Raw genomic sequence first — 24878 nt, forward strand, 5'->3', positions numbered from 1 at the left:
AGCGCCACTTTGAACTAAGGACACCTTATTATGATTAGCTTACACACCAATTACGGCGTAATTAAATTAAACCTGTTTGCCGACAAAGCCCCTGCTACGGTAGAAAACTTTATCAGCTATGTTAAAGACGGCTTTTACGACAACACCATTTTTCACCGTGTTATTAACGGCTTTATGATCCAGGGCGGCGGTTTTACTGCTGAGATGGAGCAAAAAGACACCAAAGACAAAATTAAAAATGAAGCCAACAACAAAGTGCCAAACAAAAAAGGCACTATTGCTATGGCACGTACCAATGACCCGCACTCGGCTACCTGCCAGTTTTTTATTAACATCGCCGACAACGACTTCTTAAACTTCAGCTCTGAAACCGGCTCTGGCTGGGGTTACTGCGTATTTGGTGAAGTGGTTGAAGGTATGGACGTGGTTGACGAGATTAAAAAAGTCGCCACCGGCCGTAATGCAGGCCACAGCGATGTGCCGGTAAAACCGGTTGTGATTGAAAAAGCTGAACTGCACGCTTAAGCGCTGTTGATACCAGAGCTGATGTCTGAGCTTATGCCTGAACAGCACACGCTGTTTATCGCCGATCTACACTTAGCGGCAGATCGGCCCGATATTACCGCCGCCTTTTTACGCTTTTTGCGCGAGCAAGCCATACACGCCGAAGCCTTGTATATTCTGGGCGATTTATTTGAAGTATGGATTGGCGATGACAACCCCGAGCCATTGCTGGCAGAGGTAGCCCGCGCGCTTAAAACCGTTAGCGATAGCGGCGTAGCGCTGTATTTTATTCACGGCAACCGCGACTTTTTTCTACGTAGCACTTACGCCAAACGCTGTGGCATGACCCTATTGCCACCGGCAAAGGTAATTGATTTATACGGCAAGCCAACGCTGATAATGCACGGCGACAGCCTGTGTACGCTGGATATTGCCTACCAGAAATTCCGTAAATGGTGGAACCAGCCCTGGTGGCAGTGGCTGATGCTGAATATGCCGCTATGGTATCGCCAGCGCCTGGCCCGTAAAGCACGCGCCAAAAGTGCTAAATATAAGCAGCAGTATATGGCACAGGCACAGCCACAAATTATGGACGTTACCCCCGACGAAGTGCCCAGAGTAATGGCCGAAGCCGGGGTATTAAGGTTGATCCACGGCCATACCCACAGGCCGGCAGTACATAAACTGGACGTTAACGGTAAAACGGCTGAGCGCTATGTACTGGGCGACTGGTATACACAAAGCAGTTATTTAAAAGTGAGCGCCAGCCAGTGGCAGCTGCATTTTACCCCTTTGACCAGCTAAACCGCCGCGATAAACTTATTACAGCAGTTACTGGCTAACTACGGCACTGTCCACGATGAAGCAAACCGGCCTGCTGATAAATTTGATCCAGCAGGCGCATATTATTTATGGCATCGTTACCACCGGTTAAGGCTGTAGTGCGGCCTTGCAGGCAGTCTTTAACATGCTGCAACTGATAATAATAGGTGCTGCGGCCCGGCACACTATATTGCCGCTCTGAGCTGGCAGTAATCAATTTTATACTGTTACCCAGCTGTGGTGTAATCAGCCCGCTAACTTCAATACTGCCCAAACTGCCTTCCAGCACCAGGCTGGTATCGGGGCTGCGGCTTAAATGCTCTGCCATGCTGGTGCCGATATCGGCAATAACACCGTCAGCAAATTGCAGCTGTGCCTGAGTGGTGATATCAATCTGTGGCCCGCCATTAGTTGCCCCGGCGGTAATACAATTAGCGCTTAGTACCTGAGGTTCGTTTCCCATAATAGTACGTACCCAATGTAGCGGATAACAGCCTAAATCCATCATGGCGCCACCGCCCAGCGCTGCTTCGTGCCGTAGCGAACCGGCAAAATAGGGGATCCGCACCGAAAAATTAGCCCGTAAATGGCGGATACTGCCAATAGTACCGGCCTGCACCAGGCGCATTATTTCAACAAACAACGGGTGAAAGCGGTAATGAAAGGCTTCCAGCAGTACCTTGCCGGACGCCTTTGCCGCCTGCACCATAGCTTGTGCCTCAGCTTCATCCATAGCAAACGGCTTTTCACACAACACATGCTTGCCCTGCTGTAAGGCTTGTATGGTCCAATACGCATGTTCTGAAGGTGGCAGCGCATTGTAAATCAGGTCGATATCGCTACGCTCAAGCAAAGCCTGATAGCTGTCGGCGACATGTAAAATGCCATGCGCACCGGCATACTGGCGGGCCCGTTCTGCCGATGAGGCGGCTACCGCTTGCAAGGCAAAACCTCTTAGTTGCTTAAGCGGCTGAAATATTGCTTTATCACTGATACGGGCAGCGCCTAATAAACCAATGCGGATCATAGCCTTTCCTTATACAGTTACTTAGCTGGCTGAGGCAGCAACAGTTCTACCTGATAATGCCGGCCGGCGACAATATCCGTGATAAGCGGTTGTGGCAGTAAGCGGCCATCGACACTTAGCTGCGCGACTTTGATATCACTTTGCCGGCGCATTACTATGCTAAACTCTGCGCCACGAAACTGCCGCTTAAGCTTAACCTGTGGCCAATCGGCGGGCAGTTGCGGTTGCAGTAATAAGCCCTCTGCACAACCTTTTACGCCAAACAGCCCTTCGATTAACGAGCGATATACCCAGTGTACAGTACCGGTATTAAATAACTGGCTGGAGCGCCCGGCAGTGCGCGGAAATTGCCGGTAAGCACCGCGATAGTAATTCGGAATAAACACCGGTAACTGGCCGCGTTGCAGGCAGTCTTGCTCTGTGCTGCCGGGCAGCATCTGGCGCAGTACCTGATAAGCCTTGTCTGGCTGGTTAATCTGATACAACGCATACAGGTAAAATGCCGCCGCATGGTTATACACCGAGCCATTTTCGGCCGAGCCCGGATGCTTTTGTGTTACCCTGCCAACATCGTCGCGCATAGCGGTATAGGCCGGAGCCAGCATTTGCACACCATAAGGCGTGGCCAGTTGGGCATCAATTTCGGCCAGCATCAGTTGCAGCTGCTCGTTATTAGCCGCCCCGCTTAACATGGCCCAGCTTTGCGGGTTCAGATAAATACGGCCTTCAGCGTCTTTACTAACGCCAAATACCACATTGTCGTCGGTAATACCGCGGCCATACCATTTGCCATCCCACAGGTAATGGTTAACCGCCTGATTAAAGCTGTCAGCATCTTTGCGGTATTGCTCAGCACGTTGCTGCTCGCCCAGCTGCTGGCATATACCGGCCCAGCAGTTAAGCGCATAAGCCGCCGCCAGCGATAACCAACCCGATACGCCCCGGCCTTTGTAACCAACCATATTCATTGGATCGCACCAGTCGCCCTGTTCAATAAAACTCAGGCCCCGCGCATCCCGTTTATGCAGCAACCAGCTCATGGCCCGGCAAATATGCTCAAACACTGTGGCTTGCTCAGCACTGTCGCCAAATGCGATCTGTTGCTGCAATAAGCCAGTGTCGTTGGTTTCAGCCAGGTAGGCGGCTAAACATACCGGCAACCACACGCACTGGTCAGTATGCGGCACCTGGTTAATGTATTTCAGCTCGGCATCGGGGTGCAGCAAAATGCCGTCTGGCATTTCACCGCTGCTGTGCTGCTGCGCCAATGCCGTTAATAAAGCCGTGCGAAACGCCTCTGGCCGCACATAGCTCATGCCCATATTATCCTGCAGATAATTGCGCGTTTGCGGATCGGTAGTAAGCCGGTTAACGTCGCCGTGGTAATACACCTGGCGTGGCAGCCAGTGGTTTACAAAGTTATCCAGTGCGGTATCGGGTGTTTCTATCTGTAAACAGCCCTCTCCTTGCGCAATATAATTGCTGTACTGCTGCTGCGCTGTGCTAAAGCCATCTGGCGTTAAAAAGTAACGCTGACGGGCTGCGGCAATCTCACTTTCATCCAGTGCCGGGCCAAACACAAAGCGGTAAACCTGCTGTGCACCAGCAGCCAGTTTCAGCCGGTATTGCATAACGCAGGCCGGGGTTTCATATAAGGCATCGCCGCCATCAAGCTCGGTTTGCTGCAAAGCACCCGGCGCATGCAGACCACCCTCACCTTCAAACGCTTGTTGTGCGCATTGCCAACTGGCAGGCACCTGCTCGGCCAGCAAAAAGGTTTTATCCTTTAGCAGCTTGTTTTTAAAATAATCGGGGTATTTTTGATACGGCGTTACCGATGAACACACTATGGCGTTGAGCGCCGGTTCAAACTTTGCTGACTGGTTCATCCACGACATATAACCCACCGGGAAATACGGGTAGATACTCAGCTCTCGTGGCTGTGCACCAAGGTTAGTCACCGTAAGCTGCCACAACTCATGGGGCTGATCCGGGCTTAAGCACAGCTGCCATTGCAATTGCAGGCCCTGTTGCTGCAACTGCCAGCAAATATCACTTTTACCGGCCGAAAACACAAAGCTGTCGGCTTTGCTGCGCACCGGCTCGTAAGGTACCGAAAACACCTTAGTGCTTTGCTCGTCTTTAATGTAAACAAAGCGGCCCGGATGATGCGCATAATACGGCTGCTCGGGCTGCATAAAGGTTTTTGCTTCCAAATTGGGCGCATGGGCGTATTTTGCCGGCTCCGGCTGCATAAACTGCGCAGTGGCATAGCCACGGCAGTTCAGTTGCACCATTAATTGTTTGTTCCATAAAAATGCTGCTGCCAGCGGCATAGTGGTAGGGCTGAATAAGTCATAACGTTGGCCGTTGTTGCCAGGTTGCATGCCAGAGGCTGCCATCAAAGTAATACTCCGGGTAAAATTATCTTATGCGCTGGCGGCTGCCTTGCGCTGTTGCAAATCTAACTGAATTTTTGCCAGTTGCTGGTTATCCAGGCTGTAATAACGCATCACAAAAGCTGCCAGCAGTGCGATAACCCCTGGGATCACCGAAATCAACAGTACTATGCCGGTTTGCGAGCCACTGCTTTGCTGCTCGTTAGCGACATAACCAATAGCGGCCAGCAGCCAGCCAATTAAGGCCGATGCTATAGCCCCGCCCAGTTTTTGTGAGAATGTTGCTGCAGCAAAGGTCATGGCGGTGGCCCTGCGCCCGGTGCGCCATTCGTTGTAATCGGCCGTGTCGGCATACATAGAAAACGCCAGCGGCGACTTTGGCCCCAGCACAAAACCAATGGCCAGATTAAGCGCGAAAATAACACCGACAGCATCGGCCGGTACAAAGTACAGGCTGATGGAAAGCATCCCTGCTAAGGACATCAGTAACACCATCAAATGTTTTTTATCAATAAAGCGGGTCATCAGTGGCGTGGCCGCAGCACCAAGTGCCAGCGCAAACATATAGGAAGATAAAAACTCGCCGACTAAATCGGGCCTTTCAACATAATATTTAAAATAATACACACCGCTACCGGCACGCATGGTAATGGTTACCATAATAATCAGCGCCAGCGCAAATAACACCAGCCAGGGTTTGTTATGCTTTAAATCAGCCAGATCCTGCAGCACTGCAGTAGGTTGCCGGTTAATAGGTTCAATACGTTCGCGGGTGGTTAAAAAGGTTGTTAAAAACATCAGTGCTGCAGCGATACCAAACACCAGCATCGTCAGTTGCCAGCCCAGCACATCATCGCCCTGCCCCAGCAAAGGCACTAACTTGGGTGTTAAATACGTTACCAGTATGCCACCGCTAAAACCGCCGATAAAACGAAAGCTTACCAGTGTTGTTCGCTGCTGGCTGTCGCTGGTAATAACGCCAGACAGGGCAGAATATGGAATATTAATCGCGGTATACACCAGCATCAGCAAGGTGTAGGTAGCATAAGCCCATACCAGCTTGCCGGTTTCGCCCAAATCCGGCGTGCTGTAAGTGAGTACACCGGCAGCCGCCAGCGGTATTGCTAACCATAATAAATAAGGCCGGAATTTACCAAAGCGGCTGCGGGTGCGGTCGGCAATAGCCCCCATTAGCGGATCGGTAAAAGCATCAATAATTTTTGTTACCAGCATCATAGTACCGGCAGCTGCCGCTGAAATGCCAAATACGTCGGTATAATAAATCAGCAAAAAAGCTGAAATATTAGTCCAGTAAAAGTTAAAGCCCATATCGCCGAGGCCGTAACCTATTTTTTCGCGCAGCGTTACCTGTGTGGCACTCTGCGGCGTTGTGGTGTGTTGCCTTGCTGAAGCGGTCATACCCTGTTATCCGTTATTATGAACTGTTATGGCATCAGCTCTGCGGCTGAATATGATAGCGCAATCAGGTATCGATTTACGCGGCTAAAAACTGTGTTATCTGCTGTACCAGCTTTGCTGCCGGCAGCGTGATATCCAGCATGGTTATATCGGTTTCATTGTCGCAGCTTTGCATGGTGAGTAGCTGGCTTTGCAACATGGCTGGCGGCATAAAATGGTTTTGCCGCTGCGCCAGGCGCTGTGCCAGCAATGTGGCATCGCCCTGTAAATAAAAAAAGTGGGCATTGTCTGCACTACTGCGAATTTGCTGGCGGTGGCGGGCAATTAAACCGGAATAACTTAACACACAAGGCTGCTTTGCGGCTTTGCAGGCACTAAGCTCGTTACATAGTGCCTGTACCCAGCTTTCGCGTAAATGATCGGCCAGCGGTATGCCACTGGCCATCATCTGTTTTGCCTGCGGGCTGTGATAATCGTCGCCTTCAATAAAGCGCCAGCCCAGTTGCTGCGCCAGTAACTGGCCAACGGTTGACTTACCGCTACCGGCCACGCCCATAATCACAATCGTTTTGCTTACTGTAGCGCGCATAATAAGCTGCTGCTTCCTGTTAGTGTTGCTTGTTGGTTTCAAGCTTAAACCAGCAACAATGATTGCGCAACCATTTTGACTAACAACCCGCAATACAGTATTGTCTTGTAAAAGATTGCAGAGCTAAGCTTATGAGCCCAAAGCCAAATTTAAAAGACGTTGCCAAAGTTGCCGGTGTAAGCGCCATCACGGTATCGCGGGTATTGACAGACCCAACCAAGGTATCTGACAAATTACGCAATAAAGTAGAAAAAGCCATTCACGAAATTGGCTATATCCGCAACCATGCTGCCAGCGCCCTGGCGTCGAAAAAGTCCGGCGTGCTGGCCGTTATTATTCCGTCGTTATCCAATATTGTGTTTAACGATGTACTGCAGGGCATTTATCAGGCAGTGAAAGCAAAAAACCTGCAGGTGCTGCTGGGCGACTGCCACTACTCGCCGTTGGAAGAAGAAAAGTTGATTGCTACCCTGCTTAGCCAATCGCCGGAAGGCTTTATTGTTACCGGAGCCGCACAAACTGATTACGCCCGTAAACTGTTACTGCAGGCTGATATTCCGGTGGTGCAGATCATGGAGCTGACCAATCAGCCGATAGATTTAAACATTGGCTTTTCGCATTACCAGGCCAGTTACGATATGACGAAACACCTGCTACAACGTGGCTATCGCGCACCGGCCTTTGTTGGTGCCCGCATGGACCCCCGCACCCAGCAGCGGCTGGCAGGTTTTAAACAAGCTATCGCCGACTGGCCACAGCCCTGTCGCAGTTTTATTAAAACCACGGTGCAACCCTCGTCGATTAAACTGGGCGGCCAGCTGTTACAGGCCGTAATTGCCGAATCAGACAACCAGTGCGATGCGGTATTTTGCTGTAATGATGATCTGGCGCTGGGTGCTTTGTTTGAAAGTAAACGCATGAATTTAAACGTGCCCAAAGATATTGCCATTTGCGGCTTTAATGATTTGGAAGCTTCAGCATTGGTTGAACCAGCCATTACATCTGTGGCATCACCACGCGCTGATATGGGCCGCCAGGCAGTAGAAATGTTGTTTAGCGCAGCTGGTAAAGGCCGCCATGCGGTAGCCCCGGTAGATGTCGGTTACAATATTATGGTACGCAGCTCAACCTGAGTTGCAACATGAATAACAACGCCGCTGATATCTCAGCGGCGTTGGCCTGCGTGATTAATCAAAACTCACTTTTACCCGAACGCCAAAAGTACGTGGCGCCTGCCACATATAGTTAGGTACCGGGTTGCTGTTCCAGCGGCCCTGATCGCTTTTTATGGCTTTGTCAGTCAGGTTATTAACAAAAGCTTCCAGACTCCAGTTACCGGCCGATGGCTGATAAACCAGGCTGGCGTCCAGCTTGGTATACGCATCCTGACGGTCAATGTCTGCTGCATAAGGCAGATTACGGAAGCCTTCCGGTCTGTCACCACGGTTAGCCGGATCAAACCAGATCTCTGACGAATAGCTGGCACGCAGGCGTGGCCGCACTGAAGCCCCATTGCTTAACTCAAAGAAATGCTCATAACTTAGCGACATACTAAACTCTGGTGCCTGCACCAGATGGTTACCGCTGAAATCCAGTAAATTTGGTAGATTCGGGTTACCGGCTGACGGGTTAAAAGCGATACCGTCGGCGCCATAGCTGGAGTCGGTAGTGAAAAACTCATCGTATTTCGCATCCAGATACGACATAGTGCCGTTCAGCTCGCCGTTACGGCCCACCAGCCATTTCGCTTCTACTTCCAAACCATTAATAGTGGCTTTACCGGCGTTGGTTTTGCGCAATAAGTCAGCACCGGTTTCGGTGGTGACATTACTGGTTACCTGTAAGTCGGTGTATTCGGTGCTGAATAAAGCAGCAAATACCTGCAAAGTGCTATCGAGGAACGAGCCTTTTAAGCCCAGCTCAATGCTGGTATTTTCTTCCGGTGCCACATAAGCATTGGTACCGGCAGCTTCATTGTTGTTTCTGGCAATGATGGCGTCCAGATCAGCTTGTGTAAACGGGCCGGTACCGGTGTACTGGCCGCCGTCCTGAATAGTGCCGGATTTAAAGCCGGTAGCATAAGAGCTATACAGCATAATAGTGGGTGAGAAATCCCACTCCAGCCGCGCCATACCGGTAGTTTTGTCCCAGCTTGGGCTGGTATCGTTGTAGGTGTCTACCCAGCACTGGCCGGGTTGTACCAGGTGTTTGTTTGGTGCCAGGCCATTTAGCAGATTATCCGGATCCAGCAGGCCGACATAGTCACTGTTTAGCGGCAGGTTTTCGGTGCGTTTAACATCAGGGCACATAATGTTACGCCCGCCTCTGTCCCAACGCTCGTCTTCGGTATAACGCAGCCCGACACTAACACGGAATTCATCAGTAAGTTTATAAGTGCTTTGGGCATAAATACTGTTAGATTTCAGACCACGATCCGGCTGGCGGTAGGTAGACCATAAATTCGGGTTAGGTGTATTGCCACCTTCGTAGTCTACATCCGGGTGCACTATATCAAAGTGAGTGCTGTTGTTTTCTTTAAAGTAAAACAAGCCAACCATCCACTGCAGGCGGGCGCTGTCTTCATTTTTAAGTTGCAGTTCATGCTGGGTTGCTTCGTGGGTACATTCTACACAGCCGCCCCACTCATATTTGTTTTGATCCCAGCTTCTGTCCCAGACAGATTCACGCGACGAATCGGTATAACCACCGATATAGGACACCGTAATACCGTTATCAAAATTGTAATTTAACCGGGTACGCACGCTGTCGATCACAAAATCGTTAAAGCCCGGCTCCTGAATATAGGCCGAACGGTTTGAGCCGCCACTTACTGTCGGAATATGGCCTGTGCCCTGGTCAGTAAAGTTTTCATATGACAAAAACCAGTCAAAATTATCATTCGGCTGCCATAGCGCACTGATACGGGCGGCGGCCAAATCGGTAGAGCCGTAATTTTTGCCCATGGCAGAACCCGGCGCCATATCTACCACGCCTTCAGATTTATCCATTGCTGCAGCCACACGAATTGCCAGCGTATCGGTCAGCGGTAAGTTAACCATGGCGCGGGTGGCACGCCGGTCATAGTTACCCAGGGTAAATTCAGCATTGGCTTCAAAGTAATCCAGTTTAGGTTTGGCCGTATGCAAATTAACCACACCGCCGGTGGCATTACGGCCAAATAAGGTGCCCTGTGGCCCGCGTAAAATCTCGGCGCCTTCTAAATCGAACATCAAGGCTGAAGCGCCCTGAGAGCGGGCAGAATAAACACCGTCAACATGGAAGGCTACTGCAGGGTCACCGCTTTCGGTTTGGTCCGACGAGCCAATACCACGCAGGTATACCATAGGTGTATTTTGCGTGCCATTTTGGGCAATATGTAAACTTGGCACTATGCCTTGTAAATCATCCAGTTGCAGTACGTGGTTGTCGTCCAGTGCATTCTGGTCAAAGGCTGTAACCGCCAGCGGTGTTTCGCGGATAGTGGTTACCCGTTTGGTGGCGCTTACCTGGATTACTTCTATCGCACGCGCTTCACTGCTGCCGTCTGCTGCAGGTTCAGCACTTTGCGCATATACGCTATTTGCTCCGGCTGCAAGCAAGGCAGCAGAGATCAAAAGATAGCTTTGCTTAAGTTTGGTAATTGGTTTTTTGCTGATTGGCATAATTGTTTCTCCCCCCGGAGTTGTTGTCGTTACTGCAGCTCAAGCACTTACACAGGGCCCAGTTATTGTTATCAAATAAATGTTTGCGCTACCATTTAACTGAAGGTTATACGAAAAAAACCTACAGCAGGCCAATTAAATACAGCAAGTTATTGACTTAAGCATCATCAAAACCGCTATCAACCAAAAATGATTGCGCAACCATATTTTAATAATTGGGCTAAATTAGAGCGAAAGCAGGTAGCTTGTCAAGGAAAAAAGCGGTTATTGCACCAGCAACTGCCACAAGGTGCAGTTAAGCACCCGGAGCAGTGCCGTTAGAAAGCTATATCTGAGGATAAGATTTTCGAAATAAACTCAATAGCTTGCACTGACTGATAAGAATTATGCTCGGAGGCAACTACATACTCTGCCACGGCCTGGGGTAAATGCGCACTACTATAGGGCACTACACTGTCATTTAATGCCGGGCATGTAGCAAAGTCGGCGCAGCGGTCTGCCCTGTTATTGCCTATTACCGAATACACCGGCACCTGTAGTGGTAACAAGTTTAATTGCTGCACCAACGGGTGCCTGGGCGATAATACATCAACGCTGTTAGGGCCAAAGCCACGCATATAGCTGCGCATGGCGGGTTTAATATCATCTTTAGTTAATGCCAGCCACATATTGCCAAACACGTTTTTCACCGCTTTAGGCAACGTGATCATGGCTGATGCTAATCTGCCGATCCAGCCGTCAGCAGTAGCCGCGCCGCGGTGCGGCGTATCAATAAACACTACCGTTTTTACATAAGGCCGGGCCGTAAAAATAAAAATATCCTGCAGGCTCTGGCGGGTGTCGGCATTTACCGGCAGCTCAGCTGCAGGCCGGTAAAAAGTGGTATCCCATAAAGCGGTACCGCTGTTTTGTACAAAGGTTTTGCTGATAATACCGCCCATACTATGGCCTACCAGTACCATATTATTTGCAGCTACTGCCTGACCGTCTGGCGAAATATGCTGCAGCAGTTCATCAGTGCGTTGCCTTAAACGCATGGCATTAAAAAACGGCGGCGGGCCGGAGGGGTAAAACGCATGCCACACCTGATAACGGGCCGATAGCTGCGGATCAGAAAATATCGCCCAGCTTAAGCGGCGCCATATCAACGGGCTGGAATTTAAACCATGGATCATCAAAACCGGGATTTTGTCTTCACTTAGCGGCTCTATGGCATAAATACCCAATTTTTCGTCTACTTTGTCAGCATTAAACAGGCCGGTTTTTTCTAACTGATCGGCCACCGCCACTTCTACTAAACATAAATACGCGGCTGCAGGATCATAATTCAGCAGATATTGCTGCCCGGCTACCGGCCAGTTTTGCTGTTGTTGCATATAAACACCGCGCAGTGTGAGCACAGGCAGCACCGGGTTGCTAAAATCCAGCTTTACCGGCATCACAGTAAGCGGGCGGAAAATCCCCTCAGGCGGAAAATAACGATCCTGCTCAGAGCCGGTGTTTGCACGCTGCCCTACTACAGCAATGCCTAAACCATTATCCTGCTGGCGTAACATAAAAGGGTCATAAGCCTGCAAATCAGCCGCCAGAAAAAACTGCTCAAACGCCTGGCCACTTTCATCGCTGTCTGCCGATAACTCAAGCCGCAGATTCAGCGCTTTAGTGTCCTGCCGCGCCAACGCCGCCCTGACCAGCGGCATTAATGCCCGGTTATAGTAGCCAACAGCCTGCTGGCGCTGCGAATCATCCAGTGGCTGCGCCAGCCAGCGTTCTGCGCAGCTTAGCTGCAATAAAAATAGCTGATACCCCGGTGAGCGCTGCGCAGTAAGTTGCAGGCAATACTCTGCTATAGCCACATCTGGCACCTGGTTTAATGCAATATATTGGTAAGCCAGCAAACCTGTTACAGCCTCTTCCGGCATCGCTGCAGGTTTTTTCCAGTAGATATATTTGCCCTGGCTACAACCCTGCAATGCCATAATAAGCAGCAGAATACACAATTGCCCTACACGGTAACGCTGCAACATTTTTACTCCTGTAGTTTAAAAACAGGTTTGATTTCCGCTATGCTGTACCACTATAGCATTGTTCTGTGTCAGGTTTTTTCAGTATGGAAAACTCATTTAAACACTTTGCCGGCCGGTTAGCCGAATTTATTGACGTCAGCCGCGATGGCTACGCCATTCTCTCTGCTGACGATACGCTGCTTTGCGCCAATAAAGCGTTTCTAGCCGTGTTTTTCCGCCCCGAAACCGAACTGATTGGCCAGAGCTTTGAGGCTATTATGCGTACAGTTTTTGACACTCAAAAAGGCCCGCGCATCGATACCGACAATATTGACAGTTGGCTAAACCGGGTACAGCAGCTGCGCCGCTCACGCGATTTTCGCTTGTTTGAGGTAGATTTAGTCGATGGCCGCTGGTTTTTATTCTCAGAACAAACCCTGCCGGGTGGCGAAATGCTGATACAGGCCAAAGACATTACCAAACAAAAAATTGTTGAACAGCATTTAAATGAACATACCCGTAAATTAACTAATTTAGCCCTTACTGACGAGCTGACACAAATTGCTAACCGGCGTAGTTTTGTTGCTTCAGTGCAAGCTGAAATCACCCGCTGTCACCGCCATAACAATGCTATGGCATTTTTTCTGCTGGATATCGACCACTTTAAAAACGTCAACGACAGCTTCGGCCACCAGGCTGGCGACGAAGTACTGCGCCAGGTAGCACGATTAATTAAAAGCACCTTACGCGAATACGATATTTTCGGCCGTATTGGTGGCGAAGAGTTTGGTATTTTTCTGGCACAAACAGATCGCGACACAGCAGTTGAAGTAGCAGAACGGCTACGCCAGCAAATCGCAGATGAAAAACTGTATATTGATGGCCGTGAGCTGCGCATTACCTTGTCGGTAGGTATCGCGCTGGCGCGCAACAAAACCAGCTTTGAACAGCTATATGCTGATGCCGATGCTGCGCTGTATCAGGCCAAACATAGCGGACGTAATAAAGTGGTGGTAGCAGAGTACTGCGTTATTTTATAAGCTCAGGCCGGCACACCACTGTGAAATTTGAAGTCGGCATCCGGCGAGCTGATAAGCTCAGCTTCAATCACCGCAAAAAACGCAATCCGCTCACTGATATCCTGCCCCGCTATTTCTGTGGCCAGAGTCAGGTAATCCTGATAATGCCGGGCTTCTGAACGCAGCAATGAAATGTAAAAATCGGCAATCGGTTTTGGCAAGAGCGGGGCTAACTTAGCAAAACGCTCGCAGGAGCGTGCTTCAATAAAAGCACCACAAATCAGTTTATCTACCATCGCCTGTGGCTCGTAGGTGCGAACATGGCGCAGCAGCCCGCGGGCATAGCGGCTGGAAGTAATTTTTTCGTACTCAATACCATTGTCAGCCATCACCTCCAGCACCTGATAAAAATGATGCAGCTCTTCTTTGATCAGCAATACCATTTTATCAATCAGATCCTGTGCATAACCGGAATTAGCTTTGGGCAACATAGACTTTTTCAGGCTAAGCCCGGCCAGTGCCCGCCAGTCACCTTGCTGGCGATAGGTAAAGTCTTCAAACGGTTTGAGCCATTGCAGCAATGCCTCGCCACTTTGCTCGTCGCTGGCATACCGGCGGATCAGATACATAGCTGATTGCGCCGCTTTTAACTCGCAAATCAGGTGATCCTGCAGCAAAAGTGGCAAGCTTCCTGGTTTAGCCGCCATTGCCAGCCATTGTGCAGGGGTTTCACATTGCAGAAACTGCTTAACCGGGCTTAATAACTGCGTAATTTCGGCGTTTAGCATGTTGTTAGTTCACGACTCAGAGATGGCGCGCATTATAGCGGATAGCCCTCTGGCTACCAAGCGATGATAGTTGCAGCAACTGCCTGCTCAAATTTCAGCCAGAATGCTTGACGAAGTGCATTATATTGGTCATAACTGATGTAACGGCTATTGCAAATAGTCAGGTAATACAGACGTAGTGACAAGGATAATAATTATGATATTGAATCACTTATGGGGACTGTATGCTCATCCGAAAGAAGAATGGCATACTATAGATGCAAGACATGAAAGTTTTCGTTATAGCCTGATCCACATTTTGCTGGTTGCTCTGATACCCTCTGTTTGCGCTTATTATTCAGCGGTACATCTGGGCTGGAGCATAGGTGTGGGTAATCGTATTATGCTAACCCCCGACAGCGCGCTGATGTTGTCAGTTGCTATGTATATTGCACTGATTGGTGGCGTATTTGCGCTGGCATTGCTGGCACACTGGATGGCCCATACCTTTGGTGCTGAACCTACCTATACTCAAACACTGGAACTGGCAGCTTATACATCCACGCCACTGTTTATGGTGGGTTTTGCCGGCTTGTATCCTGAGCTTTGGGTAGTGATGGTAGTTGGTTTGATTGGCCTGGCTTATTCAGTGTATCTGCTGTACGTCGGGGTGCCCATACTGATGCATATTCCGGAAGAGCGTGGCTTTATCTATGCCAGTTCTGTGGTTACCTGTGGTTTGGTGTTGCTGGTGTGCATTCTTACTGCCACAGCAATATTATGGAGTTCCGGCTTCGGCCCGGCATTTACGCATTAAACTATTCTGAGCCAGAAACTATAAAGGGAGTTTAATGCTCCCTTTATATTATCAACACTATGTTATGGCGACTGCTTAGCCTTCGTTGTAGGTTTCCAGGTTAGTTGCCATCGCTGCGCCGGACTTTTCCTTAGCGCTATCGCTGCGCATCTGGTCCAGCCGGTTCAGGTATTCCTGATCGATATCATTAGTAACGTAGTTACCGTCAAATACTGAGGTTTCAAAACGTTTAATTTCCGGGTTCTCCAGCCGCACCGCTTCTATCAAATCGGGCAGTGACTGAAAAATCAGGCCGTCTGCACCAATAATATTACAGATACTTTCCACGTCGTGGCCATGCGCTATCAGCTCATTAGCCGATGGCATATCAATACCGTACACATTAGGAAAACGGATTTCCGGCGCCGCTGAGGCAAAATAGACTTTCTTTGCACCAGCTTCACGTGCCATATCAATAATTTGCTGTGAAGTAGTACCACGCACTATTGAGTCATCTACCAACAGCACGTTTTTATCTTTAAATTCCTGCTTAATAGCATTAAGTTTACGTTTAACCGATTTTTTCCGCGCTTCCTGGCCGGGCATAATAAAAGTACGGCCGATATAGCGGTTTTTCACATAGCCCTGGCGATACGGCAAACCTAGCACGGTGGCGATTTGCAATGCTGCATCGTTACTGGTTTCCGGGATAGGGATCACCACATCAATATCCAGGTTAGCCCATTCACGTTTGATCTTCTGCCCTAGCATTGTGCCCATGGCTACGCGGGAAGCGTATACCGAAATATTGTCAATGGTTGAGTCTGGCCGGGCAAAATACACATACTCGAAAATACACGGGGTATAACTTGGGTTTTCGGCGCACTGAAAGCTGTGCAACTCGCCCTGCTCGGTGATATATACCGCTTCGCCCGGCGAGACATCGCGCAGTACGGTAAAGCCGTCGGCATCCAGTGCAACGCTTTCAGATGCCACCATATACTCGGTGCCAAGCTCGGTTTCGCGCTTACCCATCACTAACGGGCGAATACCGTTAGGATCACGAAATGCCAGTAAACCGTGGCCGATAATCAGCGCCACAACGGCATAGCCACCTTTAACTTTACGATGTACATTGGCTACAGCACGGAAAATATGCTCAGCCTGCAGCTCCATAACACCGCTGTTATGCAGTTCATGCGCCAGCACATTTAACAACACTTCAGAGTCAGACGTGGTGTTTACATGACGGCGCGCTACCCGGAAGATATCTTCTTTCAGAATATGCGAATTAGTCAGATTGCCATTGTGCGCCAGTGCAATACCAAAAGGGCTGTTAACATAAAACGGCTGAGCTTCTGCGGTGCTGGAAGAACCCGCAGTAGGATAACGCACATGACCGATACCGATATTGCCTGCCAGACGTTGCATATGGCGGGCTTCAAATACATCCTTTACCAGCCCGTTTGCCTTGCGCAAACGCAGCGTGTTGTGGTCAACGGTAACAATACCCGCAGCGTCCTGCCCGCGATGCTGCAACACGGTTAAACCATCATACAGTGCCTGATTAACCGGATATTTCCCAACGATACCAACAATACCACACATGGATTTTCTTCCTCGCCAGCGTTAAGGCTTTTGCATAAAACTGGAATGGTTCTGCAAATACTCGAAGAACCATTCAATAATAAAACCGAATTCAGGGATCAAAATTGATTGCTGCCACCAGGCAGCACCTGCCACCGGGGTAAAAGCGTCCATAAAAAACAATATCGCGCTGACAATCAGCACACCGCGCAGCGCACCAAAAACCAGGCCTAATACTCTGTCTGTGCCAGACAAACCGGTAGATTGCACCAATTTGCCAATAAGAAAATTAACTAAAGCGCCAACAATAAGGCTGCAAATAAATAAAATGGCGATGGCGCAGGCGTTACGCAGGGTTTCGTCCTGCATAGAGGTAAATAAACCAGCCAGATGGGGGTAATATTGGCTGGCAATAAAGAATGCCAGGATCCAGACAGCCAGTGAAATAGCTTCTTTAACAAAGCCACGTACCAAGCTGATAACTGCAGATAACGCTATGATTGCCAGAATGGCAAAATCAACCCAGACCATTTGCTACCAACGGTTGTTTGATGACGGCGCGCATTCTACCAAACACAGCGACTGCTTGGCTAATTATTTTCTGTTGGCTGATAACTCATTACTGATAACCGCTCAATACCGGTTATTTCCTGCAGCTTGGGCAATTGCTGTTCCAGGCGCTCTTTTCTCAGCTCTGGGCCTACCAACACACTGGTAAGCTTTACGCCCTGAGCATTGCTTATCTCACGGGTAAAAGTAACAAAACCTGCCTGACGCAATTTAGCAACCAATGCATTAGCATTTTGCACTTTGCTGAAACTCCCCACCCTTACTACCCAACCAGCCTGAGCCAGAGCTTCATTAACGGGCCGTGTTGTTACAGGCTTGTCTGCCGACGGAGCCGTTACCTGGGTATAACGCTGAGACGGCAAGCCATTATCGTCTTTTGGGGTTTGTTCTGCGGCATCCAGCGCAGGCTCGTCCACCGGCTGTGGTGTTACCTCTGAGCGTGCCTGTTCAAATGCTTGCTGATCAAAAGCTTGCTGCTGTGGCACGCCTTGAAACTCAGGACGATTTGGAATGACTTTAAAATCGTCTTTCACAACCTGTTTTTCACCATCGAGTAAATCAGGCAGAAAAATAATACCGGCCAGTACCAGGATCACTGTACCGAGTAAACGATGTTTAAATGCGGGTGTCACTTTGCCTCCTGATGGCATGACAGCACTGCTGACACTGTAATAAACGAACCAAACACAACCAGTAACTCATCACTTTGCAGACTTTGCTGCAACTGCTGATAAGCGCTTTGCGTCTCGTCATGCAGTTGAGTCAGCACCCCCTGAGGTGCCAAAACCTGATTAAGTTGCTCTGCAGTTGCGCCCCTAACCCCTTTGAGGCTGACAAGATGCCATTGTTCAAACAATGGCGTCAAGGGCAGCAATGTTTGCTGAATATCTTTATCTTTTAGCATACCAACGAATGCGAGTATACGCCTGAAACGCGGTTTAAGCAGCAGCAGCTGCTCCGCCAGGTAGCTGGCCGACTGCGGATTGTGCGCTACATCGACAATAATAGCAGGCTGTTTTTGCAGCCATTGCATCCTGCCAGCCAGTGTCAGCCCAGCCAAAACACGGTTCAACTGCTGCGGCGAAGGCTGCATATTAAACTGCTCCAGTACCGCTAGGCTACAGGCTGCATTTTGTACAGGCAGTGCCGGTAGCGGCAGCTTAGAAAATTGCTGGCTTACCCCTTGCCATTGCCAGCTTTGCTCCTGCTGCCCGTACTGGTTCTGATAATGATAATCCCGCTGTACCAGTATTGTTTTGCATCCCAGCTCTGTCGCTTTTTGCAATACCGACTGTGGCGGATTAAGCTCACCGATAATGGCAATACCTGCGGCTCTGAATACCCCGGCTTTTTCACGGCCAATGCTTTCACGGTCATTACCCAGCCAATCCTGATGGTCTAAATCTACGGTGGTAATAACACTGATGTCGGGCGAAATAATATTGGTGGCATCCAACCGCCCACCTAACCCGACTTCAATCAGGCAGTAATCTGGCTGCTGTTGCTGTAACAAACGAAATGCCACCAGCGTGGTAAATTCAAAGTATGTCAGGGCAATGTCCTGGCGCAGTGCTTCAACAAAAGCAAAAGCGGCTACCCAATCTGCGTCAGGTACGTCCTGGCCATTAAGGCGTAAACGCTCGTTAAATTGCAACAGGTGCGGCGAACTATACACACCAACCGTTTTACCCTGCGCCAGCAGCAGTTGTTCAATACAACACGCTGTAGTGCCTTTGCCGTTAGTACCGGCAATAAGCACTTTTTTACCCGGCAGATGTTGCAAGCCAGCTCTGGCAGCTACGGCGTATACCCGCTCCAGCCCCAGCTCTATCTGGTGCACGGGATGGCTTTGCTCTATATAACAAAGCCAATCGGCCAGGCTGTGGCACGATTGGCTGTTCAGTACTGTTGTAGTTGACATAACACCTTAAGCGGCGTTGTGCTCCGATACCGGGGCAGGCAGCTGCATAAACTTCGCGACTAATCGCGCAATTGTATCGCGCATTTTGCGCCGGTCAACAATCATATCAATAGCACCGTGTTCCAGCAGGAATTCACTGCGCTGGAAACCTTCCGGCAGCTTTTCACGCACGGTTTGTTCAATAACCCGCGGGCCGGCAAAACCAATTAATGCTTTGGGCTCGCCAATGTTTACATCACCCAGCATAGCAAGGCTGGCTGATACACCGCCCATCGTCGGGTCGGTTAACACTGAAATATATGGCAGGCCGGCTTCGCTCATTTTCGCCAGTGCGGCGCTGGTTTTTGCCATCTGCATCAGAGAAAACAACGCTTCCTGCATACGGGCACCGCCGCTGGCAGAAAAACAAACAAAAGGTACTTTGTGCTTTAAGGCGTGTTCAACACCGGCAACAAACTTGGCGCCGACTACTGACGCCATAGAACCGCCCATAAACTCAAACTCAAATGAGGCGGCTACAATTGGCATACCTTGTAAGGTGCCGTGCATTACAACCATGGCATCTTTTTCATTGGTGTCTTTTTGTGCTGCCGCAATACGATCTTTGTAGCGCTTGCTGTCTTTAAACTTCAGTAAATCCTGTGGTTCAAGCTCTGCTGCCAGCTCTTTAGTGCTGTTTGCATCGAAAAAGCTGGTTAAGCGTGAACGGGCCGATACCCGCATATGATGATCACACTTGGGGCATACGCCAAGATTACGATCTAAATCTGCTTTATATAATACCGCTTCACAGGATGTGCATTTGGTCCAGACACCTTCCGGGATATTTCGACGCGCGGAAGAAGAGGATGTTCTGGGCAGGATTTTTTCTAACCAACTCATAAATGTTTCCTATAGGTAACAGCACCGCGTACCCGCCATGCCGTAAATACGTTAAAAAACGCCGAAATTCAGTAAACCGGCGCTATTAAAGCACAAAACTGACGCTACATAATATAAAAAACTGGTCTTAGTAGTACAAGCCGTAAGGCAGTCAAACAGCTTTTAGTCTGGTAAAAACAGCGGACCGGTTACCGCCTTAGGTAAGGCAAAGTGCGCAGGATAATCTACCTCTACCAGATAAAGCCCACCGGGTTTGGCTGTTGCGGCGGCAAGATTACGATCTTTGGCCGCTAAAAGCTCAGCAATCCATTCTGGCGGGCGGTTTTTCATGCCGACTTCCAGCAAACTACCGGTAATATTACGTACCATATGATGCAAAAACGCATTGGCTTTAATATCCAGAATAATATAGTCGCCCTGCCTGCTAATACGTAAGTGATGCACATTACGAAACGGGCTATGCGACTGACATTGTACAGCTCTGAACGAGCTGAAATCCTGCTCACCCAGCAAATATTCGCCAGCCTGCTGCATCAAATCTGTATCCAGGTTTTGATGATAGTGGCTTAAACCAGCGCGTAAAATGGCCGGTCGGAATTTATGGTTATAAATAATATAGCGGTAACGGCGGGCTGTGGCGCTAAAACGGGCGTGAAAATCGTCAGGCACGGCTTTAGCCCAACGCACGGCGATTGCATCAGGCAACTGGGCATTAGTACCCATTACCCAGGCTTTATCATCACGCACAGCAGTGGTATCAAAATGCACGACCTGCCCGGTGGCATGAACCCCCGCATCAGTGCGGCCAGCACAAAACAATTCTACCGGCTGGTTTGCAACTTTAGACAGTGCAATTTCCAGTTCCTGCTGTACGCTGTTTACTTCACGCTGACGCTGCCAGCCATAAAAGCCGGCCCCATCGTACTCAATACCTAACGCAATGCGCATGCCATCCCCCTGTTAAACGGCGGCGATTATACCGCAACCGCCATTAATATGCAGTGTTGGCACTTATTCGGTTTGCTTTAGTTTCGCAGCTTCGGTTTTCACATTTTGCGGCGCGTCAGAGCTAAGAATGTCATCCAGCAACATAGTGGCGCTTTCTTTATCGTCAATTTCGATATAAGCCCGCACTAAGTCGAGTTTGGCTGCGTAGCCATTATCTTCTCTGTCAACATCACGTTGCTCGTGTTCGCCGATAATATCAGCAAACTCTTCCAGCCCGACATCAACATTTAATTTATTGAACCGCTCTGGATCCAATTCCTGTTGATCGGCACTGGCCAGCAACTTGTCAATTTCTACAAAATCGTCATCGGCAAAATCAAAATCTTCAGCCACAGGTGCTGCTATTGAGTCAGTGGCATCTGTGAAATTAAAATCAACCTCATCGTCTGCAGTGGCGTCTGTCAGCTCCAGATTATCAGCCATGGCCTCTAGTTCGGTCATCAGCGTATCAAACTGTGCTTCCGGCATGGGATCCAGCTCAATGTCAACCGCTTCGTCAGCCAACGCTTCACTGGTCTCAGACAATTCAAACGCCGGATCAAACTCATCTGCCAAAACATCATCAGCCAGTTCCAGCTCAGGGTATTGCTCAAGTATCTTGCTGGGGTTTTCTACCGACAATGCCGCTTCAGTTGGCCGGCTGACAGAAATGTCGTCCAGTGCCGTCAGGTCAAGGTTTTGCAGCGTTGTATTTTCGGCTTTTAATTCTTCAGCGTCATCAATCAGCGCATCATCCGGTTCATCCGGGCTGGTATCAATTGCTGCAGTATCAAGTGGTGCCGTCTCAACAAGTGTGGTGTCAGGCTCGTCTGCTGCCTCGCTGTCCGGCTCTGCCGAAAGCTGTTCCAGCCCGATATCCTGCGGCGTAACAGTATGAATAGCGGCTTCTTCGCTTGCCACATCGTCAAGCGCATCTACCTGATCCAACAGTTCATTTAACTCTGCATTTAGCAGTGCTTCATCTTCTGTCAGTTCATATTCAGGTATAACGTCAGGCTGCGCAGCTTCGCTTTCAGCGACCAGGCTTTCAGCAAACTCCTCCAGCTCTGAGCTGTCAAAGCTTTGCTCCGGCTCTGTCAGTAAAGTGTCGTCCAGAGTAATGTCCGGCTCAGTTTCAATACTGGCGGTTTCAGTTTCAGGAGCAACGGGCGCAGGGGCCTGGCGTGCCAACGCTGCCAGCATATCCTGCTCCTGGCCGGTCAGCTCAGCCAGTTCATCGTCGTCTTCATCCAGTGCAACTTCTTCAATCAGATCATCTATATCAAATTCGTCAAACACTTCCTCATCCGCCAGCGTGTCAGTGCTTGCCTCTGGCCGGATGTCAGCCTCGTTTAATATATCGTCCTGACTATGATCGTTATCGGCAAGCTCTACAATGGCATCATCATCATCGGCTGCTGCAAAAAGGGCTGATAAGTCACTGTCAGACAATATATTATCAGTATCAAATAGCGTATCCTGTTTTGCTGGCTGCTCTGCTTTGCTATCTGCCGCAGGCAATAAACTGTCATCTTCAAAAGTGAGGGCATCGTCAAACTGCAGCAGGTCACTGTCAGCACTGCTGTCTGCTAAGATAGTGTCATCAACGAAGGCATCTTCGAGTAATGCATCATCAATTTCGAACAGGCTTTCATCCAGCTCATCATTTTCTTCCAGCGGCGGCAGCGGTGAATGATAGGTTGGATCTGCCAGGGGTTCTGTACGGGCTGCATTAATTACTTCTTCTGTTTTCTGGCCGCGTTTTTTTACCCACAACAACACGCTGAACAGTACCAGCAATGCCGGTATACAGGCGGCGAGGATCCAGCTTAACGGGTTTTGCAGCAGGCTTTGCCAGTCAAAACTCTGTTCTGCGGCCAGTTTTGCTGCAGCGTCTTCATCCGCTTTAGCTTGCAGTAACTGAGCCTGCTGTTGTACTAACAGCTCAATTTGCTGCTGAATGTCACTGTCCTCACCTAACTGAACCTTCAGTAATTCCAGCTCTTGCTGCAACTTGGTTAAACTGGTTTTTAACTGCAAATTTTCCTGCGCCATGGTTTCAACCAGTTGCATTGAGTCAGCAAACTGGCTGCGTAAACCGTCAAGCTGCTGGCGTTGCTGTTCGTCCAGCCGTTTTAACTCTGCCTGCCATTGCGGTGGCGTTATACTGGCTGCAGCACCGCTGTTGCTTGCTGTAGCAACGGGTTTTGGCGCGGCAGCTTTTTGCCGCTGTGCCCAGATTTTGTCATCCTGCTCAGCTTTTTGTCTGGCAATGCCAACGTCAACCTGCTGGATTTCCTGCAACGATGGCACCATCAGTATGGCACCGGGTTTTAAGTGATTAAGATTATCTTCAAGAAATGCATCGGGGTTTTTCAGGTATAACGCATACATCACCTGATACAGGCTGATATTACCGGCCGGTTTAACACGCTCAGCTACACGCCATAGTGTGTCAGCGGGGCTTAACGGGCCAATTTGTTCAGCTGGTGCAACGGTATCTGTAGCGCGCGGTCCGCGGATTTGCGAAGGCGTAACCGCATCAGAACCACGCGGCCCACGGATCTGGGTGGTACTTTCCTGTGCCTGCAAGGACGACGAAAAATTGACAAGCACAGTAATCAGTAAAACAAATAACCAAGGCATTAATGTCCCCTACCCCAAAATCAGGCGCATTTACAGAAGAAATCGGCAGCAACTGCAGTAATCTTTAGCGTTAACTGCAAACGACCTGCAAACACTGTTCCAACTATATGTGGTAACTAAATGCTGAAAATATAAAGCAAGGCAGCCATTCTGACCAGTGTTAAAAAAACGTAGTGAAATTAACCGGGCATAAAAACAACAAGGCCCCATGCGGGGCCTGCCATACCGGGCATTCTATGCCTGGGTTTAATACAACTAGAGATAATCGCGGATCAGATGCTCTGCAATCTGAATACTGTTGGTGGCAGCGCCTTTACGGATGTTATCTGCTACAACCCACAGGTTTATGCCATTTTCGTGTGATAAATCCTGCCGGATGCGGCCAACAAATACTTCATCCTTACCCGCAGCACTGCATACCTGAGTAGGGAAATCGGCATTGTTTTCCAGTAACACCACACCTGGCGCTTCGGCCAGCAAGGCTTTTACCTGCTCGACACTGATTGGCATCCGGGTTTCAATATGCACCGCTTCGGCATGGCCGAAAAATACCGGCACCCGTACCGCTGTGGCGTTAACAGCAATGCTGTCGTCACCGAAGATCTTCTGCGTTTCCCAGTGCATTTTCATTTCTTCTTTGGTGTAGCCGTTATCCATAAATACATCAATTTGCGGGATCACATTAAAGGCGATCTGGCGGGCAAACTGGCCCTCTTTCTCAATCGGGCGGCCATTCATCAGTTGGGCGGCTTCATGCGCTAATGCCTCTACAGCGTCCTGGCCTGCACCACTTACCGACTGATAGGTTGCAACATTAATACGGCTAATGCCCACTGCATCATGGATAGGCTTTAGTGCCACCAACATCTGAATAGTAGAGCAATTTGGGTTGGCAATAATATTGCGGTTGCGGTAATCAGCAATCGCATGAGGGTTAACTTCCGGTACCACCAGAGGGATATCCGGCTCGTAACGGTAGTGTGAGGTATTGTCGATCACCACACAACCCGCATCAGCAGCCTTTGGCGCATAAATGGCTGAGACACTGCCACCGGCAGAAAACAAACCAATCTGTGCTTTTGACCAGTCGAAGGTTTCTGCGTCAATAACCTTAATCTTCTTGCCTTTGAACGTCACGGTACCACCAGCAGAGCGGCTGCTGGCTAAAGGGAACAGTTCAGCAACCGGGAAGTCGCGCTGCTCCAGAATTTCAATTAAATGTTGTCCTACTAATCCTGTTGCTCCTAAAACGGCAACATTATATTGCGAAGCCAT

The 24878-nt window shown here is 49.5% G+C and carries 20 protein-coding genes; 5 read left to right on the forward strand and 15 right to left on the reverse strand.

Going from position 1 to position 24878, the window contains the following annotated elements; all coding sequences use genetic code 11:
* The first annotated feature begins 30 nt into the window (after nucleotides 1-30).
* Together M2404_RS09925 and M2404_RS09930 are read left to right on the forward strand one after the other, a co-directional pair.
* Nucleotides 31-525 (forward strand): peptidylprolyl isomerase, encoded by a 495-nt coding sequence (locus tag M2404_RS09925; RefSeq protein ID WP_259239572.1) that lies wholly within the window; start codon nucleotides 31-33, stop codon nucleotides 523-525.
* Nucleotides 526-546: 21 nt separating this feature from the next.
* Complete coding sequence (locus M2404_RS09930) at nucleotides 547-1308, forward strand: UDP-2,3-diacylglucosamine diphosphatase (RefSeq protein WP_310503079.1); 762 nt, start codon at nucleotides 547-549, stop codon at nucleotides 1306-1308.
* Nucleotides 1309-1342: 34 nt separating this feature from the next.
* On the opposite strand, the gene M2404_RS09935 is transcribed toward M2404_RS09930, so the two are convergent.
* The 4 genes from M2404_RS09935 to M2404_RS09950 all read right to left on the reverse strand — a co-directional run bounded on the left by M2404_RS09935 (nucleotide 1343) and on the right by M2404_RS09950 (nucleotide 6760).
* Nucleotides 1343-2353, reverse strand: a complete 1011-nt coding sequence (locus M2404_RS09935; RefSeq protein ID WP_259239573.1) for a Gfo/Idh/MocA family protein — start codon at nucleotides 2351-2353, stop codon at nucleotides 1343-1345.
* A gap of 17 nt (nucleotides 2354-2370) precedes the next feature.
* Complete coding sequence (locus M2404_RS09940; protein WP_259239719.1) at nucleotides 2371-4755, reverse strand: GH36-type glycosyl hydrolase domain-containing protein; 2385 nt, start codon at nucleotides 4753-4755, stop codon at nucleotides 2371-2373.
* A gap of 27 nt (nucleotides 4756-4782) precedes the next feature.
* The gene (locus M2404_RS09945) at nucleotides 4783-6171 is read right to left on the reverse strand and encodes an MFS transporter (protein ID WP_259239574.1); all 1389 of its coding nucleotides are present in this window, start codon (nucleotides 6169-6171) and stop codon (nucleotides 4783-4785) included.
* A gap of 76 nt (nucleotides 6172-6247) precedes the next feature.
* Nucleotides 6248-6760, reverse strand: coding sequence for a gluconokinase (locus tag M2404_RS09950; protein ID WP_259239575.1), 513 nt, complete (start codon nucleotides 6758-6760; stop codon nucleotides 6248-6250).
* A 131-nt stretch (nucleotides 6761-6891) separates the two neighbouring features.
* Here M2404_RS09950 and M2404_RS09955 point away from each other — a divergent pair, with 131 nt between their 5' ends.
* Nucleotides 6892-7893 (forward strand): LacI family DNA-binding transcriptional regulator, encoded by a 1002-nt coding sequence (locus tag M2404_RS09955; RefSeq protein WP_259239576.1) that lies wholly within the window; start codon nucleotides 6892-6894, stop codon nucleotides 7891-7893.
* 54 nt (nucleotides 7894-7947) lie between these two features.
* Here the strand turns inward: M2404_RS09955 and M2404_RS09960 are convergent, their stop codons facing one another.
* Nucleotides 7948-10422: a TonB-dependent receptor gene (locus tag M2404_RS09960; RefSeq protein ID WP_259239577.1), complete on the reverse strand. Its 2475-nt coding sequence runs from the start codon at nucleotides 10420-10422 to the stop codon at nucleotides 7948-7950.
* 317 nt (nucleotides 10423-10739) lie between these two features.
* The gene (locus tag M2404_RS09965) at nucleotides 10740-12449 is read right to left on the reverse strand and encodes an esterase/lipase family protein (RefSeq protein ID WP_259239578.1); all 1710 of its coding nucleotides are present in this window, start codon (nucleotides 12447-12449) and stop codon (nucleotides 10740-10742) included.
* Nucleotides 12450-12532: 83 nt separating this feature from the next.
* Here M2404_RS09965 and M2404_RS09970 point away from each other — a divergent pair, with 83 nt between their 5' ends.
* Entirely contained in the window at nucleotides 12533-13468 is a 936-nt protein-coding gene (locus M2404_RS09970) for a GGDEF domain-containing protein (protein ID WP_259239579.1), read from the forward strand.
* A gap of 2 nt (nucleotides 13469-13470) precedes the next feature.
* Here M2404_RS09970 and miaE read toward each other — a convergent pair whose 3' ends face one another.
* A complete protein-coding gene (miaE, locus tag M2404_RS09975) occupies nucleotides 13471-14235 on the reverse strand; it encodes a tRNA isopentenyl-2-thiomethyl-A-37 hydroxylase MiaE (RefSeq protein ID WP_259239580.1) in 765 nt (254 codons plus the stop codon).
* A 196-nt stretch (nucleotides 14236-14431) separates the two neighbouring features.
* Here miaE and M2404_RS09980 point away from each other — a divergent pair, with 196 nt between their 5' ends.
* A complete protein-coding gene (locus M2404_RS09980; protein ID WP_259239581.1) occupies nucleotides 14432-15031 on the forward strand; it encodes a Yip1 family protein in 600 nt (199 codons plus the stop codon).
* Nucleotides 15032-15106: 75 nt separating this feature from the next.
* Here M2404_RS09980 and purF read toward each other — a convergent pair whose 3' ends face one another.
* From purF to M2404_RS10020, 8 genes are all read right to left on the reverse strand, one after another.
* Nucleotides 15107-16618, reverse strand: a complete 1512-nt coding sequence (gene purF, locus M2404_RS09985) for an amidophosphoribosyltransferase (protein WP_259239582.1) — start codon at nucleotides 16616-16618, stop codon at nucleotides 15107-15109.
* 21 nt (nucleotides 16619-16639) lie between these two features.
* Nucleotides 16640-17128 (reverse strand): CvpA family protein, encoded by a 489-nt coding sequence (locus M2404_RS09990; protein WP_259239583.1) that lies wholly within the window; start codon nucleotides 17126-17128, stop codon nucleotides 16640-16642.
* A gap of 59 nt (nucleotides 17129-17187) precedes the next feature.
* Nucleotides 17188-17799 carry an SPOR domain-containing protein gene (locus M2404_RS09995; protein ID WP_259239584.1) on the reverse strand — a complete coding sequence of 204 codons (612 nt, stop codon included), beginning with the start codon at nucleotides 17797-17799 and terminating at the stop codon, nucleotides 17188-17190.
* A complete protein-coding gene (gene folC, locus M2404_RS10000) occupies nucleotides 17796-19088 on the reverse strand; it encodes a bifunctional tetrahydrofolate synthase/dihydrofolate synthase (protein WP_259239585.1) in 1293 nt (430 codons plus the stop codon). The genes M2404_RS09995 and folC overlap by 4 nt, the downstream gene beginning before the upstream one ends.
* Nucleotides 19089-19094: 6 nt before the next feature.
* Nucleotides 19095-19970 (reverse strand): acetyl-CoA carboxylase, carboxyltransferase subunit beta, encoded by an 876-nt coding sequence (gene accD, locus M2404_RS10005; protein ID WP_259239586.1) that lies wholly within the window; start codon nucleotides 19968-19970, stop codon nucleotides 19095-19097.
* Between the two features lie 162 nt (nucleotides 19971-20132).
* Nucleotides 20133-20918: a tRNA pseudouridine(38-40) synthase TruA gene (gene truA / locus M2404_RS10010; RefSeq protein ID WP_259239587.1), complete on the reverse strand. Its 786-nt coding sequence runs from the start codon at nucleotides 20916-20918 to the stop codon at nucleotides 20133-20135.
* Between the two features lie 63 nt (nucleotides 20919-20981).
* Complete coding sequence (locus M2404_RS10015) at nucleotides 20982-23603, reverse strand: FimV/HubP family polar landmark protein (RefSeq protein WP_259239588.1); 2622 nt, start codon at nucleotides 23601-23603, stop codon at nucleotides 20982-20984.
* A 255-nt stretch (nucleotides 23604-23858) separates the two neighbouring features.
* The gene (locus M2404_RS10020; RefSeq protein ID WP_259239590.1) at nucleotides 23859-24878 is read right to left on the reverse strand and encodes an aspartate-semialdehyde dehydrogenase; all 1020 of its coding nucleotides are present in this window, start codon (nucleotides 24876-24878) and stop codon (nucleotides 23859-23861) included.

Origin of the sequence: Rheinheimera pacifica (genome assembly GCF_024809855.1) — a bacterium.
Classification (GTDB): domain Bacteria; phylum Pseudomonadota; class Gammaproteobacteria; order Enterobacterales; family Alteromonadaceae; genus Alishewanella; species Alishewanella pacifica_A.